The organism is Sutcliffiella horikoshii, assembly GCF_044809035.1.
GTDB lineage: Bacteria > Bacillota > Bacilli > Bacillales > Bacillaceae_I > Sutcliffiella_A > Sutcliffiella_A horikoshii_G.
In genome coordinates this window covers 1903003-1921399 of the sequence record NZ_CP085237.1, presented here as the reverse complement: position 1 = coordinate 1921399, position 18397 = coordinate 1903003, and the positions used below count along the sequence as shown (strand labels likewise).

The 18397-nt window shown below is 41.5% G+C and carries 16 protein-coding genes; all 16 read right to left on the bottom strand.

Going from position 1 to position 18397, the window contains the following annotated elements:
• Window positions 1-292: 292 nt before the first annotated feature.
• Window positions 293-2641, bottom strand: coding sequence for a DNA translocase FtsK (locus LG307_RS09990; protein ID WP_404450118.1), 2349 nt, complete (start codon window positions 2639-2641; stop codon window positions 293-295).
• A gap of 110 nt (window positions 2642-2751) precedes the next feature.
• A complete protein-coding gene (locus LG307_RS09985) occupies window positions 2752-2964 on the bottom strand; it encodes a YlzJ-like family protein (RefSeq protein ID WP_404450117.1) in 213 nt (70 codons plus the stop codon).
• A complete protein-coding gene (locus LG307_RS09980; protein ID WP_404450116.1) occupies window positions 2961-3719 on the bottom strand; it encodes a ClpP family protease in 759 nt (252 codons plus the stop codon). Before LG307_RS09980 ends, LG307_RS09985 begins: the two co-directional genes overlap by 4 nt.
• A 145-nt stretch (window positions 3720-3864) precedes the next feature.
• Window positions 3865-5529 carry a ribonuclease J gene (locus tag LG307_RS09975; RefSeq protein ID WP_404450115.1) on the bottom strand — a complete coding sequence of 555 codons (1665 nt, stop codon included), beginning with the start codon at window positions 5527-5529 and terminating at the stop codon, window positions 3865-3867.
• 243 nt (window positions 5530-5772) lie between these two features.
• A complete protein-coding gene (gene dapA, locus LG307_RS09970; RefSeq protein WP_404450114.1) occupies window positions 5773-6645 on the bottom strand; it encodes a 4-hydroxy-tetrahydrodipicolinate synthase in 873 nt (290 codons plus the stop codon).
• Complete coding sequence (gene dapG, locus LG307_RS09965; protein WP_404450113.1) at window positions 6638-7909, bottom strand: aspartate kinase; 1272 nt, start codon at window positions 7907-7909, stop codon at window positions 6638-6640. Before dapG ends, dapA begins: the two co-directional genes overlap by 8 nt.
• Before the next feature lie 165 nt (window positions 7910-8074).
• The gene (gene asd / locus LG307_RS09960; protein ID WP_404450112.1) at window positions 8075-9118 is read right to left on the bottom strand and encodes an aspartate-semialdehyde dehydrogenase; all 1044 of its coding nucleotides are present in this window, start codon (window positions 9116-9118) and stop codon (window positions 8075-8077) included.
• A gap of 161 nt (window positions 9119-9279) precedes the next feature.
• On the bottom strand, window positions 9280-9879 hold the full coding sequence (locus tag LG307_RS09955) for a dipicolinate synthase subunit B (protein WP_404450111.1): 600 nt from the start codon (window positions 9877-9879) through the stop codon (window positions 9280-9282).
• Between the two features lie 2 nt (window positions 9880-9881).
• Complete coding sequence (gene dpaA, locus LG307_RS09950; RefSeq protein WP_404450110.1) at window positions 9882-10778, bottom strand: dipicolinic acid synthetase subunit A; 897 nt, start codon at window positions 10776-10778, stop codon at window positions 9882-9884.
• 188 nt (window positions 10779-10966) lie between these two features.
• Window positions 10967-11212 carry a YlmC/YmxH family sporulation protein gene (locus LG307_RS09945; RefSeq protein ID WP_404450109.1) on the bottom strand — a complete coding sequence of 82 codons (246 nt, stop codon included), beginning with the start codon at window positions 11210-11212 and terminating at the stop codon, window positions 10967-10969.
• 80 nt (window positions 11213-11292) lie between these two features.
• Window positions 11293-12537 (bottom strand): M16 family metallopeptidase, encoded by a 1245-nt coding sequence (locus LG307_RS09940; protein WP_404450108.1) that lies wholly within the window; start codon window positions 12535-12537, stop codon window positions 11293-11295.
• A 30-nt stretch (window positions 12538-12567) separates the two neighbouring features.
• Window positions 12568-13533 carry a polysaccharide deacetylase family protein gene (locus tag LG307_RS09935; protein ID WP_404450107.1) on the bottom strand — a complete coding sequence of 322 codons (966 nt, stop codon included), beginning with the start codon at window positions 13531-13533 and terminating at the stop codon, window positions 12568-12570.
• Window positions 13534-13676: 143 nt separating this feature from the next.
• Window positions 13677-15794 carry a polyribonucleotide nucleotidyltransferase gene (gene pnp / locus LG307_RS09930; protein ID WP_404450427.1) on the bottom strand — a complete coding sequence of 706 codons (2118 nt, stop codon included), beginning with the start codon at window positions 15792-15794 and terminating at the stop codon, window positions 13677-13679.
• A 277-nt stretch (window positions 15795-16071) separates the two neighbouring features.
• A complete protein-coding gene (rpsO, locus tag LG307_RS09925; protein ID WP_010193305.1) occupies window positions 16072-16341 on the bottom strand; it encodes a 30S ribosomal protein S15 in 270 nt (89 codons plus the stop codon).
• A 102-nt stretch (window positions 16342-16443) separates the two neighbouring features.
• Window positions 16444-17415: a bifunctional riboflavin kinase/FAD synthetase gene (gene ribF, locus LG307_RS09920; RefSeq protein WP_404450426.1), complete on the bottom strand. Its 972-nt coding sequence runs from the start codon at window positions 17413-17415 to the stop codon at window positions 16444-16446.
• A gap of 48 nt (window positions 17416-17463) precedes the next feature.
• Window positions 17464-18375, bottom strand: coding sequence for a tRNA pseudouridine(55) synthase TruB (gene truB / locus LG307_RS09915; protein ID WP_404450106.1), 912 nt, complete (start codon window positions 18373-18375; stop codon window positions 17464-17466).
• Window positions 18376-18397 lie beyond the last annotated feature (22 nt).

The window sequence follows — 18397 nt, the reverse complement described above, 5'->3', positions numbered from 1 at the left end:
GCTTCAGGGGTCTCAACATACCGTTACTACCCCGCTGGAGTCTTCACCATTTGCTCCAATCCACAGCTATAAATTATTTTAACGAAATGTTAGTGCTTTTACAGTTAACTCAGTTAAATTCCTTTTCACCCCCCCCCTAGGTGAATGAAGTCACCTCGTTGATTGGAGTGGAAGGCGCGTAGACGCCCGCAGGCAAGCGAAGCGCCTGGAACGGAAATCAACTGTACTATATACTTCCTTACCGTTAAAAAAGTAAAAGGCGGCCATGTTAGCTGCCTTTTACTTTTGCTTTTTATGACCCTACATCTTCACTTTGCTTACCTGATACTAAGACAGTACGTGGTTTGCTGCCCTCATAAGGACCGACTACTCCCCTGACTTCCATGGCATCGATAAGCCTTGCAGCCCTAGTGTAGCCAATACGGAAACGGCGCTGCAGCATGGACACAGATGCAGTCTGCATCTCTAGGACAAGTTGCACTGCATCATCATAGAGATCATCATTTACCTCTTCCATTTCTTCATTGATGTCTTGAGGTATCATTTCTTCTTGATATTGAGCTTTCTGCTGCTCAATGACAAAGTCAACGATCCGTTCCACCTCTTCATCCGACAAGAATGCACCTTGTACTCTTATAGGCTTAGAGGCACCGACAGGAAGAAACAACATGTCCCCCCGACCTAGTAGTTTTTCCGCTCCTCCCATATCTAGTATGGTTCTAGAGTCTGTTTGTGAAGAAACACTGAATGCGATACGGGATGGAATATTCGCTTTTATGACCCCTGTAATAACGTCAACAGAAGGTCTTTGTGTAGCGATGATTAGATGAATTCCAGCTGCACGTGCCATTTGGGCAAGCCTTGTAATACAATCTTCCACATCGGAGGATGCCACCATCATTAAATCTGCAAGTTCATCTACAATGACTACAATGTATGGAAGGGATGGCTGTTTCGCCTCTTCATCCTGGTTGTGTCTTTTTATGTAATCATTATAACCTTCGATATTTCTGGTCCCAGTATGAGAGAACAACTCATATCTGCGTTCCATTTCATTAACAACCTTTTTCAGTGCCTGCGAAGCTTTCTTAGGATCGGTTACTACCGGTGCTAAAAGATGAGGTACCCCGTTGTACATGTTCAACTCTACCATTTTCGGGTCAATCATCATCATTTTTACTTCGTGTGGTTTAGCCCGGACCAGAATACTAGTGATAATCCCGTTTATACAAACACTTTTCCCGCTTCCTGTTGCACCAGCAACAAGAAGATGGGGCATTTTATTCAGCTCTGCTACGACGGAATCTCCAGAGATATCACGACCTAAGCCTATCAATAACTTCGCATCCGGCTTTTCGGCCTGCTTGGTGTCTAACACTTCTCTTAGGGATACCATTGCTACTTCATTATTAGGCACTTCAATTCCAATAGCCGACTTACCCGGTATCGGGGCTTCAATTCGAATATCTTTGGCAGCAAGAGCAAGTGCTAAGTCATCACTTAGATTTACAATCTTGCTGACTTTTACGCCAACATCCGGGTATACTTCATATTTTGTAACAGCCGGACCGAGATGAACCTTGGTTACTTTAGCTTTAACACCAAAGCTAGCAAACGTCTTTTCTAATTTTCTGGCGTTCTGGTAAATGTTCTCGTGCTCGGTTGTCTGATGATTCACTATTGGCTTGTTCAATAGATCAAGTGAAGGTAGTACATACTCCTTATTCTCCACTTCTGTGAAGGCCATAGGACCTGCTATGAGTTCTCCCGCTTCTTCTTGTCCTGATTCTTTATCATTACTTGTTGAAGCTTGCGGCGCTGCTTCGCCCTTGCTTAGTTCTGACTCTCTGTCATTGAAGGAAGAAATGATAGGCGGAGAAATGATTTCTTCGACTGACGGATCCTCGACAACAAGGACCTCTTCCGGTTTGTCTTTTTTCTCGACTTTTTGCTTTACCTCTTCAGCTTGTTTCTCTTTTTTACGTTTGTTGCTGTCCTCTTTCCAACCTTTCATATCATCCATAAATGCCAGCCATTGATTTTTTGCAAAGGTGAAAATGCCTGCTGCAACTTTGATCACTGTGTCATTAAGGGATTTTCCGGTGACTAAAATGATACCAATCACGATAAATATCATCGCAATCCACTGTGCACCTCTTGCATCAAATAGAAGATGAAACAGCGCAAATAATATCGCTCCCATCATCCCGCCGCCAAGGTCTGTCGTACTTGTTTCACCGTTCACTTCCAGCCAGAATAGCTCCCACGTATTGCCGATAACAGAAGGATCTGCAAATGACCCGCCGCGTGACAACATCCTAAACAGGGTGACATGGCTAAGCAATAAAACAGACATCATAATAACATAAACGCCAACCAGCTGCCTTGAAAAGAAGGTTGGCAACTCTCTTTTCCAGATGATATACCCTGACAATATCAATAGCCCAAGAAGCATGAGCATATACCATTCTCCACTAAAAAAACGAAATAATAGAACAAAGGTTTGTCCTACCATACCAAGTTTGGCAATCGCTATACAGGTAATGGCCAACAATAACAGCCCCATTACTTCAAAGGTGACTGTCCGTTTCCACTCATCTCGGTTTTTGGTTTTTCTTTGTCTTTTTTTTCGTTTTGACATTATTCTCACCTATCTGACCATAATGAGAAGACGAAAGCAGCCAACAAATACTGGCTGCTTTTTCCTCTGATGCTTGTATTATAACATAAGCCCTGACTGTTGAAACGGTGTTAAAGAAAATTAATCGTTTGTCCAGGTGAATACTCGCTACTAAGATAGTGAGCCGGATCTGTGCTCAAGTTTCGGACAATCTGATAGGCGTTCATCTCTGTTTGCTGAACAACCAAGGAAACGCCGTTATAATCTATAACCCGTTGCTTTTCGTATTCTCCACTTTCCACTGGAAAAATCAACTCCTGCGGCATAGTCGTATAGAGAATCATTGCAGCATCTTCCCTTCTTGTGTTTTATCTTGATTTTTTGCTTCCACCATCTCGTTCAGCTTTCTGATTGCTTCTCCTACTCCCCCTACTTGATCTATCAATCCATACTCTACCGCATCTGCTCCAACAACATTGGTACCGATATCACGAGTAAGATTTCCCTTTGAGAGCATCAATTCCTTAAATTTTTCCTCAGGAATACCTGAGTTTTTTGTTACAAAGTTAATAACCCTGTCTTGCATTTTATCCAAATATTCAAAAGTTTGGGGAACACCGATCACCAATCCTGTCAATCGAACAGGATGAATGGTCATTGTGGCAGTTTCTGCGATAAAAGAATAGTCACAAGAGACCGCAATGGGAACACCTATAGAATGTCCGCCTCCAAGTACAAGAGAAACGGTCGGTTTTGACAAGGACGCCAGCATTTCGGAAATGGCCAAGCCAGCCTCCACATCTCCACCAACAGTATTTAAGATGATGAGCAACCCTTCGATATTTGGGTTCTGCTCAATCGCAACAATTTGAGGAATGACATGTTCGTATTTGGTTGTTTTATTTTGGGGAGGTAATTGGACGTGTCCCTCAATTTGACCCACTATGGTCAGACAATGTATCTTGGAGTCGGATGGCATTTGGGCGACATTCGTTTGACCAAGCTGTTGAATTTTATTCACCAACGAATCCTTACCCGCATCTTGCTTGTTTGGCTCCTGTTGTGGTTGTTCTGATGACTGGTATGTAAAATCAGACATGTGATAATCTCCTTCCGTCCCTTAAAAATAAATTCATTCCATTATAGTATTGACGTGATGCATTTTTTCATTCGCCATCACTAGAAAAACAAAACCCGCAACATGACAGATAACTGCCACATTGCGGGTTATAAACGATATGATATTATACTTCCATGATGATAGGAAGTATCATCGGACGTCGTCTGGTCTTTTCGTATAAGTGCTGATTGAGGGATTCTCTGATTTTAAGCTTAAGGCTTGACCACTCAAGAATTTGCTCCTTTACAGCATTGTCGAGAATTTCTGTCACAATATCATTTGCTCTGTCTAGAAGTTCTTCTGACTCGCGTACATAAACAAAACCTCTTGAAAGAATTTCAGGACCCGCAATTATCTTCTTCTGGCTCTTGCTGATAGAAACTACCACCACCATGATTCCATCCTGAGACAATAACCTGCGATCTCTTAAAACGATATTTCCGATATCACCGACTCCAAGACCATCGATTAACACATTTCCTGCATATACTTTGCCTGCATATTTGCCAGCACCCCTGTTGAACTCAACTACTTCTCCCTTATTCAACAAGAAGATGTTTTCCTTAACGATACCAACACTCTCTGCCACTTTGGACAGCGCTCTTTGCATTTTGAATTCCCCTTGAATCGGAATAACAAATTTAGGCTTAAGCAGGTTCAACATTAATTTAAGTTCTTCCTGACAACCATGTCCTGAAGAATGAATTTTTTTCTGGCCGTATATGACGACAGCACCGGCACGATATAACTTGTCTATCACTTTAGCTACGGTAATTTCCGTTCCAGGTGACGGGGACGCTGCAATCATCACAATGTCCTGTTGTTTGATTTGAGCATGTTTATGCGTACCTTTGGCCATTTTCAATAAGGATGACATAAGTTGAGAATGAGTTCCAATGGTAAGGACGACTACATTATTATCTTTTAGGTTTCCAAGTTCATTGACAGGGACAAGCAAGTCATCCGGTATGTGTAAGTACTCTAGTTCTGTTGCAATCGTGAAATTGCGATCTGTCGGGTGAGAAACGACCACAAGCTTTCTGTTGCTGTCTACGGCAGCCTGGACGATTTGTTGGATTCGTCCGACGTTTGTAGATAAGCACGCTGCAAATACACGGCCCTTTGCATTGTAAGTTACATCTGCAATCTCTTGCCTTACCACTGATTCTGAAATGGTATAGCCTGGTTTTTCTGCATTGGTGCTATCTGAAAGGACACATAAAACACCTTTGTTCCCTATTTCCGCAATTTTGCCCAAGTCTGCATTTTGAGATAACTGGGATTGATCAAATTTGAAATCACCAGTATGAACAATGGCACCTTGTGAAGTATGAAAACAAATCCCGACGGAATCCGGAATGCTGTGGTTTGTTCGAAAGAAGGTTACTGTTGTGTGCGGCAGTTCTAAGACAGTACTGTCATTTACCTCATTAAACTCCACTTGACCCTTAGTTCCTAGTCCGTTTACAAGTTCTTTTGCAAGTGCCAACGTGAACTTGGTCCCATATACAGGAGCTTTAAACTTCCTAAGGATATATGCAAGTCCTCCCATATGTTCTTCATGTCCGTGCGTAAGGAATATCCCCTGAATCTTGTCCTTGTTCTCTTCTAAATAGGTAGTGTCCGGGATAACCATATCGATTCCGAACATCCCGTCTTCAGGAATCATGACACCTGTATCCATGATATAAATGGAATCTTCCATTTCTAAAACGTACATATTTTTACCGATTTCCCCGATCCCCCCGAGGGCAAAAACTTTAAGTTTCTCTATCTGTGGTGTATTCACTTCTTTACCTCCTAATATATGTAAAACGAATTATGACGACAATGCACGCTTTGCATCAAGAGATCTATTAAATTTTCAGCTACCTAGTGCCAAATCAATATCCGCTCCATGTCATTTGAAATTATTATAACGTATGAAAGAATTGGAATACAAGAAATATTATAACAACTGGAATTTAATGGTATTATTTGAGCGAAAAAAAGACCAAAGCTCAAAATTTTCAGCCTTGGTCTTTTACACCTATTATACTGTCTTAAGTAGGTTGGTTAACGTATTTCTTTCTTCTTCTGTCAAACGGACTAAAGGAAGTCTGACACCGCCTACATCCATTCCTTTTAGTTGAAGGGCGGTCTTAACAGGAGAAGGGCTAGGAGCGCTGAATAATCCCTTCATAACAGGCAACAATGATTGGTGTTGTTTGGCAGCACTTGCAAGCTCCCCTGACTCAAAAGAACGAATCATTTCTTGCATTTGATTTCCCAACACATGTGAAGCGACAGATACCACACCATTCCCACCGATGGATAAGACCGGTAGAGTAAGACCGTCATCCCCACTGTATAGGACAAATTCATCCGGTGTGTTTGCAATAATTTCTGTCATGGCATCTAGATTCCCGCTTGCTTCTTTAACTGCAACGACATTATCAATAGCAGACAGGCGAACAATCGTTTCCACCGACATATTAACAACAGATCTACCTGGTATGTTATATAACATTACAGGCAAGGAAGTTTCAGATGCGATTGTGCTAAAGTGCTGATAAAGCCCTTCTTGACTAGGCTTACTATAGTAAGGAGCCACTAACATGATGGCATCCACACCTACTGCCTCCGCTTTTTTCGTCAGGTCGATGGATGCGCGGGTATTATTGCTCCCGGTCCCAGCGATTACAGGAATTCTACCATCGACAACCTTCACTACATGAGAAAATAGAGCAAGCTTTTCTTCTGTCGATAGTGTAGGGGATTCTCCTGTTGTTCCTGCAACGACGACGGAATCCGTCCCGTTTTTAATGAGATAATTGATCAATTGTGTTGTTTTCTCAAAGTCTATGTTTCCTTTATTATCAAAAGGGGTCACCATAGCTGTAGATACTTTACCAAAGTTAATCATGGACTTTTTTCTCTCCTTCTTCTGCGGTTGGATGTAAGATCGTTATTTGTTTTCTTGCAAGATTGAAAGCCTTGTGTAAAGCATTCACCGCTTTAATCATATCTTCTTGTTTTACAAGCACCCAGATTGTAGTGTGACTGTCTGCGGATTGAAGAATTTGTATCCCTAGTTCAGACAATGCAGTCACTATTTTGGAAGTTACTCCGGGTACACCTGTCATCCCTGCTCCAACTGTTGCTACTTTTGCACAGTGGCGGTTGACTTTTGGTTCATATCCTAATTTCTGCAGGACATTTATTGCTTTTTCGCTCATCTCGTCTGTGACCGTATAAATCACACTAGTAGGTGAAATGTTGAAAAAGTCTACGCTAATCTGTTCATTGGCCATTGCCCGAAAGACTTCTGTTTGAATACCATAATTTCCTTCTTTTGCAAAAACCTTTATCTGTGTGACGTTGGGTACATGTGCTATTCCCGTGATTAGGCGATCTTTTACATCAGCACCCTTCCCCATTCTATCAAGAGAGGTCACTAATGTCCCAGTGGAGTTTGAGTAAGTCGACCTGATACGGATGGGGATTTTTGCTTGCATCGCAATTTCCACAGCACGTGGATGGATGACTTTAGCTCCTTGATATGCCATGTTACAAATTTCATTATAGGTGACAACTGGCAATGGAGAAGCATCCTTTACAATGCGGGGGTCTGCTGTCATGACTCCTTCCACATCTGTGAAAATATCAATCCATTCTGCATGAAGGGCTGCACCAAGAGCGGAAGCTGAAGTGTCACTTCCTCCACGTCCAATAGTAGAAATGTCCCCATTTTTGGCTTCCCCTTGAAACCCTGCAACCACGACCACTTGGTGCAATTCTAGCATTTCTAAAAGTCTTTCGCATTTCATTTCAATGATGCGCGCATTTGTGTGGTCATTATTGGTTCTAAATCCAGCCTGCGGACCATTTAGGGCCGTGGCAGATATTCCTTCCTTTTGCAACAGGTTACTGAAAACAATGGAAGAGATAATTTCACCACAGGATAATAGCATATCTATTTCACGTTTTGAAACGTTGTTCTTCACAGGCTCAACCAGGTTCAGAAGGGTATCCGTTGCATACGGCTCCCCTTTTCTTCCCATGGCGGATACGACGACCACTACCTTGTATCCTTCTTTTACAGCCTTTTTTATATGATTCACTGCAGCATTTCTGCTGTTTTCATCTCTTACTGACGTTCCACCAAACTTTTGAACTATTATTTTCATATAATTACACCTCATCGCGGTTTAGAAACATCCTTAATACATACGAAAGATGTGATGAAAATAGTACCTTTCCAAAAAGGCACATACTGTTCAAGAATGGCGTTTGTCTGAAACCTGGCTTTCTTCCGAAAAGAAAAGGTCTTAGAAAGACCTTTACTCCAACTTTTATCGGTTGATGACGCCGAGTTTCACCAAGCTTTCTGCAATCTGGACGGAGTTCCAAGCTGCACCTTTTAACAGGTTGTCAGATACGATCCATAGATGGAAGCCTTTTTTGTTATCTAAGTCCTTCCTGATCCTGCCGACAAATACATCGTTGGATCCTACACAATTAGCAGGCATTGGATAAAGTTGTTCTTCCGGATTGTCTTGCAGTACGACACCAGGCGCACTTTCAAGCAACGCTTTCATATCCTGAACAGTCACATTTTCGTCTTCTACTTCAATATATACAGACTCGGAATGTCCTGTTACAACCGGAAGGCGTACACATGTCGCAGCAACCTGCAGTTGTTGGTCGTGCATGATTTTTTTCGTTTCATTAATCATTTTTAATTCTTCAAAAGTAAAGCCATTCTCTTCGAATTTATCAATCTGCGGAATGGCATTAAATGCAATTTGATAGTGCTTTTTATCCCCTTTAACAGGAAGAATGCTTGGTGTGAAGGCTTCTTTGTTCAAGATTGCCTGTGATTGGGATTCCAGTTCATCAATTGCCGCCGCTCCTGCTCCTGAAACTGCTTGATACGTGCTGACAATGACCTTAGTAAGGCCATATGACTTTCGGATTGGCTCTAAAGCAACGACCATTTGTATGGTAGAGCAATTCGGATTGGCAATGATGCCGTTATGGGATTTGATGTCTTGCTCATTAACTTCAGGTACTACTAATGGCACATTAGGATCCATACGGAAGTAACTGGTGTTATCCACTACAATTGCACCTCGTTTTGCCGCTTCAGGCGCAAGTTCCTTGGAAACACTACCACCCGCACTGAATAATGCTATATCGACACCTTCAAATTTATCAGGTGTTGCCACTTCAATTGTAACTTCTTCCCCTTTAAACAGTACTTTCTTACCTGCAGAGCGCTCCGAAGATAATAGCGTAAGTTTCTTGATAGGGAAATTTCTTTCTTCTAAAGTATGAAGCATCTGCTGTCCTACTGCTCCTGTTGCGCCTACTACTGCTACATGTAAACCACTCATCTATTAAGCACCTCTCCATTTTAATGATAGCTCTGTTGTCACTTTGGATTTTAACTGAGCTTTCAGAATAAATATTCATATATAGTTTTTTATTTTATCATATTACTGAAATAAAGAAGAGAAGAAATTCTTACTTTTCTTCTCTTCTGAGCAAATTTTTATTATAAATCGTCTTTGTATCTCTCTACGATAACTGGTTGTATTTGCTTATGTTGTAATGCAAGCTCTACTGTCGGCATGAGCATGCTCATTCTCGCCACCATCGAATTTGGTTTTTTATCCGGTGCATCTTGCCCATAAGGAATAAAGTATATATTTTTAGTTGCCATTAATCTCATTAAATTTAGCCCGTTTAATCCAAGGGCATCATTGGTAGATATGCCTAAGACTACTGGGTTATGATTGCGGAGTGTAGCCTTTGCCGCCATTAACACAGGTGAGTCTGTAAGGGCATTGGCTAATTTACTCATTGAGTTCCCGGTTAAAGGGGCAATGATCATACAATCCAATGGAATTTTCGGGCCAAGCGGCTCTGCTTTTACAATGGAATCTATCACTTTAAACCCTGTCATATCTTCAATCAGTTTAATCCAATCTTCCCCTTGACCGAATCTCGTATTTGTATGTTGAACCGTCGAAGTAACTACAGGCCTCACTTCTGCACCCGCATCAAGCAGCTTCTGAATCTCAGGAACGACCGCATCATACGTACAATGTGATCCCGTTAAACCAAAACCTAGCCGTTTACCTTTTAATTGCATGGTTAATTCCCCTTTCTCCCTTCCATATCTTCTTTAAGTAATTGTGACAAGACATTCGCCACGATCTGCCCCGCCGTTTTCGGAGCAACAATTCCTGGAAGACCTGGAGCTAATAATGCTTTAATCCCTCTTTTTTCAGCATACCGGAAATCAGTTCCTCCTGGTTTAGATGCCAGGTCGATAATAAGGGTATGAGCAGGCATTTTGGAGATTACATCCGATGTGACGATTAAGTGTGGAATCGTATTAATACAGACATCAACATCTGCTACATTCGCAGCCAATTCGTTGAGATGAAATGGCGTAACGCCCATCTCAAAGATACGAGCAATATGTTCGGACTTTCTAGCACCAACACGTACATTGGCACCGAGTGCAGCAAACGTACGTGCTACGCTCATGCCGACTCTCCCTAAACCAAGGACTGCTACTTTGGAGTTATGGATTGTAATATCTGTATGTTGAATCACCATCATAATGGTACCTTCTACTGTGGGAATGGCGTTATAGATGGCAACATCATCACGTTCGAACAATTGGACCAACTTCCTGTTTGTACTTGCCACCAATTGATTCAAATAGGGATTCGTAATACCTGAATAAATGGTACAGTGCTCAGGTGTGTTCTTGACTATCTCCTCCGTTAACACAATTTTTTCATTAGAAAATATTGTATCAACCTGGCCCTCTAAATTTGTGCCGGGAACAGGAAGGATTATCGCATTAACAGTCGTGAAATCAACTTCATTCATCTGTTCTTTTGAAGCACCTGTAAAGCCGTGATCTAACTGGTCAAATCCTACAAGCGAAAGCTTTGCGTCTAGCTCAATAAGCTTACGTATCACTTCCAGCTGCCTTGCATCACCGCCAATGACAGCTATGTGCAAACCGGTCAGCATATATCGTTCACCTTCTTCTACTTCGTGAAAGTTTGTAAATCTGGCTCAAGTTTTTCTTACTTACACATCTTATGTAACCTATAGAAAATCTGTGCTTGAATCCTAAGAGAAAGGAAGAGTTTGCAAGTATGGTGAATTGGAGATCAGCAATTTTATAAACAAAAAAGACCTGGCTTGCGCCAAGTCGATTACTCTTCCTCTCCAGGTATATCAATAATGATCATATCCGTTCCAATCTTCTTAATATGATTCCACGGTACCCTGATGTCACTGCCTTCCTTCTTTAATCCGAACCATTTCAACGATGGGATGATAAGCGAACGGATCTCACCAGTATTCTCATTGATCTCAAGATCCGTATGACCAAGTATGCCTAATCGTTCTGCACGCTTTACATCGACTATTTCCTTTCCGCTCATTTCACTTAACCTCATAAAAAAACACCTCCCCTATACTATCTATATTAGAAGGCGCACAAAAAAAAACCTGCCAATGAAAAATGGCAGGTCTCCTATTATTTTTCTTGAATCGATTTAGGCATTTCGCCGCTGGGACTGATCAAAGCAACCGAATAGTCATCCGTAAAAATCTTGGTTGCCAAGCTATTTACAGATTCCTCTGTGATACTATTAATTCTTTCTAATATATCATCAAGGGAGCGGTGTCTTCCGAGTAGAAGTTCGTTCTTGCCATTTCTGCTCATACGGCTGTTCGTACTCTCCAGACTTAACATAAGACTACCCTTAATTTGCTCCTTACTGTTGACCAACTCTTTTTTAGTGATCCCGTCGCGTTTAAGCGTATTGAGGGTCTGTTGGATGGTTTCAAACAAAAGATCTAATTGGTTGCTGCCAGTTCCGCCATAAATGGTAAGCATACCATTGTCTTGGAAAGTGGAGTGATAGGAATAGACTGAATACGCCAGTCCGCGTTCCTCTCTGACATCCTGGAACAGACGGCTGCTCATGCTGCCTCCAAGCACATTGTTCAATACAATCAAATTGTAAATATCTTTATCACCGATTGGAAGACCGTCATACCCAATGCAGAGATGGGCCTGTTCAGTCGTTTTCTTTTTTGCGATTCTTCCTGTTTCAAAGGATGGCTGAACATACTCACGCTTCGAGTGACCAGTTTCATATGTACCAAACAGGTCTTCGATTTCTTTGACAAATGACTCATCAATATTCCCGGCTACTGAAATGACGACATTGTCAGGAGTATATGTTTCCTTCATATATTCACGCAATGTATCTCCGTTAAAGGCGGAAAGTGTTTCTTCCGTTCCCAATATCGGATAACCTAGAGGATGGTTTCCATAGGATGCTCTTGCCAACACGTCATGAACGATGTCATCTGGTGCATCTTCATACATTTTGATTTCCTCGTACACAACATTTTTTTCTTTTTTCAATTCTTCTTCATCAAAGATGGAATGGAAAAACATATCAGCTAATACACCAAGTGCGTAGGAGGAATGTTCATCCATCACTTTTGCATAATAACATGTGTATTCCTTAGAAGTGAATGCATTTACCTGGCCACCGATAGAATCAAAAGCTTCGGCGATATCACGTGCATTTTTTGTTTCTGTTCCTTTAAAGAACATATGCTCAAGGAAATGAGATACTCCGTTGTTGATATTATCTTCATTTCTTGAACCTGTACCAATCCACACTCCTATCGCTACCGAGCGGACGTGTGGAATATTTTCTAATACGATTCTTACCCCGTTTGAACAAGTATGTTTAGTAAGCAACGATAATCCTCCTATTCAAGTTTGCAAAATCTAGTTGTGATGAACGATTCTTTCTTCACTTAGCAGAGAAGAGACCGTTCCTAGTTCAAGCCCTTTATCTTTAATGGATGTAATAAGAGTTTCTAAGCTGTTTGCTGTGGAAGGTGTAGGATGCATAAGAACCATTGCCCCAGGATGGACCTTGCCCATCACGCGATTGATGAGGACAGCTGGCTCTGGCTTTTGCCAATCAATGGTGTCAACACTCCACATGATGGTTCCTAACTTCATTTCATGGGCGATATTTACCACCTCGTCCCGGTAACTTCCACTTGGTGGTGCAAACCATGTGACTTTGCTTCCAGAGATCGCTTCAATTACTTCATTTGTTTTTAACAGCTGTTCCCTGACGGCTGTACTGCCTAAAGTTTTCATATTAGGGTGAGTATATGAATGATTTCCCACTTCATGCCCTGCATCTATTATCATTTTAGCCATCGAAGGGTTTTCTTTAACCCATCTTCCTTCAAGAAAAAAGGTGGCTTGCACCCCGTGTTTTTTCAATGTTTCAAGCATCCCCGGGATATGGTCATTTCCCCAGGCTACATTTATCAAAAACGACACCATGGGCTTTTCAGGATGTCCCCGATAAATAGGCGAAGGTGGTAAATCTGAGAGGTGGATCTGAGGAGGTATTTGCTTCATAACAAGCTTTTTCTCGTCAAACTCCCCACTCTTTTTCATATTTTTATAAGAAGCTTCAATGTCCACTTTTAATCCGTTAAGTCCTGGCTGAGCCTTCCAGACTGTATCTATCTTAGCGTCTTGCGGGGCAACTTCATAGGTAGACGCTTTCTGCTCAATTTCCACATAGAGTGCATCCTTTTTCTTGGCAACTTCTGTAATATCGTTTGAAAGGATAGCAGCTATATCACCCTGAAATGGTTGACTCACCGTGTTATATGTAAAAAATGCAATAATGACAAATGCCAACAGTTGAAACGTACTTCTTTTCATTCCACCCACTCCTTCCTACTTAAAATTTATGTAGGAAGTGGACAAGGTAGAACAAATAAAGCTTGTTAGAAACCATCCCCCGTAATTTAACTTACATAGGGGAGGTACTACAAAAAGCCCGGCGGTCAAACCAGGCTCCTATATTAGGACATTTGTTCGTTTTTTTCTTTTTTCTCTTTCAGAAGGACTTTTCTAGAAAGATTCACTCTTCCCTGCTTGTCAATCTCCATTACTTTTACAAGAACTTCTTCTCCAAGCTTCACTACGTCCTCCACTTGTTTAACGCGTTCTTCTGCAAGTTCGGAAATGTGGACAAGTCCATCTTTTCCACTGAATAGCTCAACAAAGGCACCGAACTTTTCAATACGTTTTACTTTACCCATGTAAATTTCGCCCACTTGGACTTCACGTACGATATCTTCGATGATTTTCTTCGCTTTGTCGTTCATCTCCATATTAATAGAAGAGATAAATACCGTTCCATCTTGTTCGATGTCAATCTTAACTCCGGTTTCTTCGATAATCTTATTGATTTGCTTCCCGCTAGGTCCGATTACATCACGGATCTTATCAGGATTAATGCTCATCATCAAGATCTTCGGTGCATAAGGAGAAAGCTCTTTACGAGACTCATCAATTGTAGCAAGCATAGATTCTAGAATGTGCATACGCCCAATTTTCGCTTGTTGAAGTGCTTCTTCAAGAATGGCACGGGAAAGCCCCTCAATTTTGATATCCATTTGCAGTGCCGTAACACCTTTAGCTGTACCGGCTACTTTAAAGTCCATATCTCCAAGATGATCTTCCATTCCCTGAATGTCGGAAAGGACAGTATAGTGCTCACCTTTTTTAATTAATCCCATTGCAATACCTGCTACAGGAGCTTTAATAGGTACACCGGCATCCATCATGGCAAGTGTACTTGCACAGATACTTGCTTGAGAAGTGGAACCGTTTGATTCAAGTACTTCCGACACTAGACGAACAGTATAAGGAAAGTCCTTTTCAGATGGAATGACTGGATCAAGCGCGCGCTCCCCAAGAGCTCCGTGACCGATTTCACGTCTTCCTGGACCTCTCATTGGTCCTGTTTCCCCTACACTGAATAATGGGAAGTTATAATGATGCATAAAGCGTTTCTCTTCTTCAATGCCTAAGCCATCAAGAATCTGAACGTCTCCAAGTGCACCAAGTGTACAGATACTCAATGCCTGAGTTTGCCCACGCGTGAACAAGCCGGAACCGTGAGTACGAGGCAATAGGCCGACTTCAGAAGCAAGCGGACGGATCTCGTCGCTCTTACGTCCATCTGGGCGTACTTTATCTTCTGTTATAAGGCGTCTTACTTCTTCTTTTACAAGCATGCCAAGGATTTCATTAACTTGCTTCATTACATCAGCTTCTACTTCTTGCTCTTCATAGCGTGCAAGAACCTCTGTCTTCACTTCTTTGATTGCAGCTTCACGAGCATGCTTTTCGAAGACTTGGACAGCTTGTGTCATTTTCTCTTCTGCAAGAGCACGAATCTCATGCTCAAGGTTTTTATCCACTTCATAAAGAGTGACTTCTGTCTTTTCTTTACCTACAGCTTGTACAATCTCTTCTTGGAAAGCGATTAAGCGTTTAATTTCTTCATGACCAAACATGATCGCTTCAAGCATAATTTCTTCTGGTACTTCATCAGCTCCAGCTTCCACCATGTTAATCGCATCTTTGGTTCCTGCTACAACCAGGTTGATATCGCTCTTTTCAAGTTGCTCGACATTCGGATTGATTACGAACTCGTCGTTGATTCTTCCTACAGTTACGCCTGCTATTGGACCTTGGAAAGGAATATCGGAAACAGAAAGTGCTAATGAAGAACCGAACATTGCCGCCATTTCGGAAGAGCAGTTCTGATCCACACTCATCACGATGCTGATAACTTGTACTTCGTTACGGAATCCATCAGCAAACAACGGGCGGATTGGGCGGTCGATTAAGCGGCTTGCCAATACAGCCTTCTCACTTGGACGTCCCTCTCTTTTAATGAATCCACCCGGAATTTTACCTACTGCATATAATCTTTCTTCATAATTAACGGTTAATGGAAAGAAATCTAATTTTTTCGGTTCCTTTGAAGCGGTTGCAGTACTAAGCACAGCCGTATCTCCGTATCGGACCATCACAGCTCCGTTTGCTTGCTTTGCTAATTGTCCTACTTCTACCGTCAGGTTTCTTCCAGCCCAGTCGATAGAAAAGACTTGTTTATCTTGTCCCATGAGTTCGTTTAACCCCTCTCTAGCTTTCATATGTATTGACCTTCTTCTCATACTTGAATCCATGCATCGGACGGATCAAAGCTTTCAGTCGAATAGTCTATGTTAAAATAAGTTTTAGTATTATGTATAGTATGAACGAAATAACTACTACATATCAATAGAATTCCAGCATGTATAGGAAAAAAATTGCTTTTTTTAAGGTCTATAAGCAATTTTTGAAAATAACTTCTAAAATACTAATAAAAAAGCGGGAATTCTCCCGCTTTTTCTGACAAACTTATCGACGTAAACCTAATTTGTTGATTAGTTCACGGTAACGAGTTACATCTTTGTTACGTAGGTAAGTAAGTAAGTTACGACGCTTACCAACCATTTTCAATAGACCACGACGTGAGTGGTGATCTTTCTTGTGAGTACGTAAATGCTCGTTCAGGTTGTTGATCTGTTCTGTTAGGACAGCGATCTGAACTTCTGGAGATCCAGTGTCAGATTCGTGAGTTCTGAACTCGTTGATAAGTTCTTGTTTACGCTCTTGTGTAATAGCCATCCTATTCACCTCCTTAATAGTAAAAACCCCTATTACCGAGCAAGCGTTGGTGATTCGACTTGCCAAGCAATGGTTTTAGTACGTTTAATAGCATACCTCTTTTTAAGTCAAAAAGCAAGTATCGTGCAGGTTTTTTTGAAAATACTCTTCAGCGATTCTCTTGTCTTTCGTTATCTGAGCAACAAGCGCCTCTACTCCCGAAAACTTCTTTTCTTCCCTAATACAACTATGCCATTCTATGGTTACCTCTGCTCCATAGATTTGCTGATCAAAATCGAAAAGGTGTACTTCTATGGACGGGAGATTTTCCTCTTCCTGCTCATGAAAAGTCGGTTTATAACCGACATTGCATACTCCGTTCACCCACCTGTCATTCACGCGCATTCTCACCGTGTAGACACCGGTCTTAGGAATTACATAGTCATCACAAAGCACGACATTGGCAGTAGGGAACCCGATTGTCCTGCCCCTCTTTTCACCATGCCCAACTTTCCCGCGCACTTGATAATAACGGCCCAACGTATCGGGAAGGTCGATAACTTTTCCTTCCTTCAGCTGCTCTCTGATAAAGGTTGAACTTACTTTCAAATCATTCGTTGTATATTTCTCCACAACAGTCTGATCAAATTGATTTCTGGAATGAAACGGCAATGTTTCCATCGTCCCTTTACCGAGACTGCCATAAGAATAGTCAAATCCAGCTACGACGTGTTTGATATTCAACCCAATGATATATTGATCCACGAAATCCTGCGGTACTAGAGATGCAAAAGACATGTCAAATTTCACCACATAAAGAATGTCCACTCCTAAAGATTCAAGTAACCTTATCTTTTCGCTTAAAGGAGTTATGTACCGAACATGCTGGACGGTTCTTCTCAAAACGACGGAAGGATGAGGATCTAATGTCATCACTGCACTTGCAATACCGAGCTCTTTTGCTTTATTCAGTGCACTATTGATTACTTTTTGATGCCCCAAATGAATGCCATCAAAAAAACCCAGAGCTACTGCAGCGGGGATACACTCTTCTTTTGTAAGGGTATGCGGGTGCTCCAAATACACAACTTTCATCATTTATCACCTAAATCTTAATTAATCATGCAAGATCTTACATCCCAATCAGCCATGGAATACTTTCTTGGGTTTCATCAGCCCTGGCTTTGAGGGATGCTTCATATAGATGGCCAAACATTTATTATCATGAAAAACACTGAAGTATTCCTTTGACTCACTAATATTCTCCGGATACGGCAAAACCGCACCATTATACACTTTCTCTGCTACTTTATCACTAATCTCCAACTTAGGCAATGAACTTAGTGCTTTTTCCATCGGCAATAAATAGTCATCCACCAGCCCGTTTTCTGCAAGTTCACTTAGTTGTTCTAATGTGATTGCTTGATCGATGGTAAAGTCTCCAGAAGATACTCTAGTCAAATAAGACATGTGAGCAGGATAACCGAGCAGTTCTCCTATTTGTACCGCCAAGGTCCTTACATATGTACCTTTACTGCAATTTACTTGAAAAGAAAAACGAACCTGCCTCTTTTCTTCTTCATAGGTAATATCGCTTGTTAGGAAAATATCATGGATGGTCACTTTTCTTGAAGGTCTGTCGATAACTTTTCCTTCTCTTGCATATTCATAAAGCTTTTTTCCTTTGATTTTAACAGCGGAGTACATTGGAGGTGTTTGCTCAATCTCTCCTTTTAGCTGTTGTAGTACGGATAGAATTTGTTCCTTGGATATAGGGTTGTCCACTCGCTTTTCTTCTACTACTTCCCCAGTTTGATCTTCTGTGGTAGTTGCGGTGCCAATTGTGACTTCGGCAACATACGTTTTTTGTTCAGCTGTCAGGAATTCCACTACTTTGGTTGCTCTGCCGATGCAGATGGGAAGGACTCCTGTCACTTCTGGATCTAGTGTCCCGGTGTGTCCGACCTTTTTGGTTTTTAGTATTTTTCTTACTTTAAATACGCAGTCATGTGAAGTGAAGCCTTTTGGTTTGTTTAAAATTAGAATACCATCCATTTAGGCCACCCCTTTCTTAAAA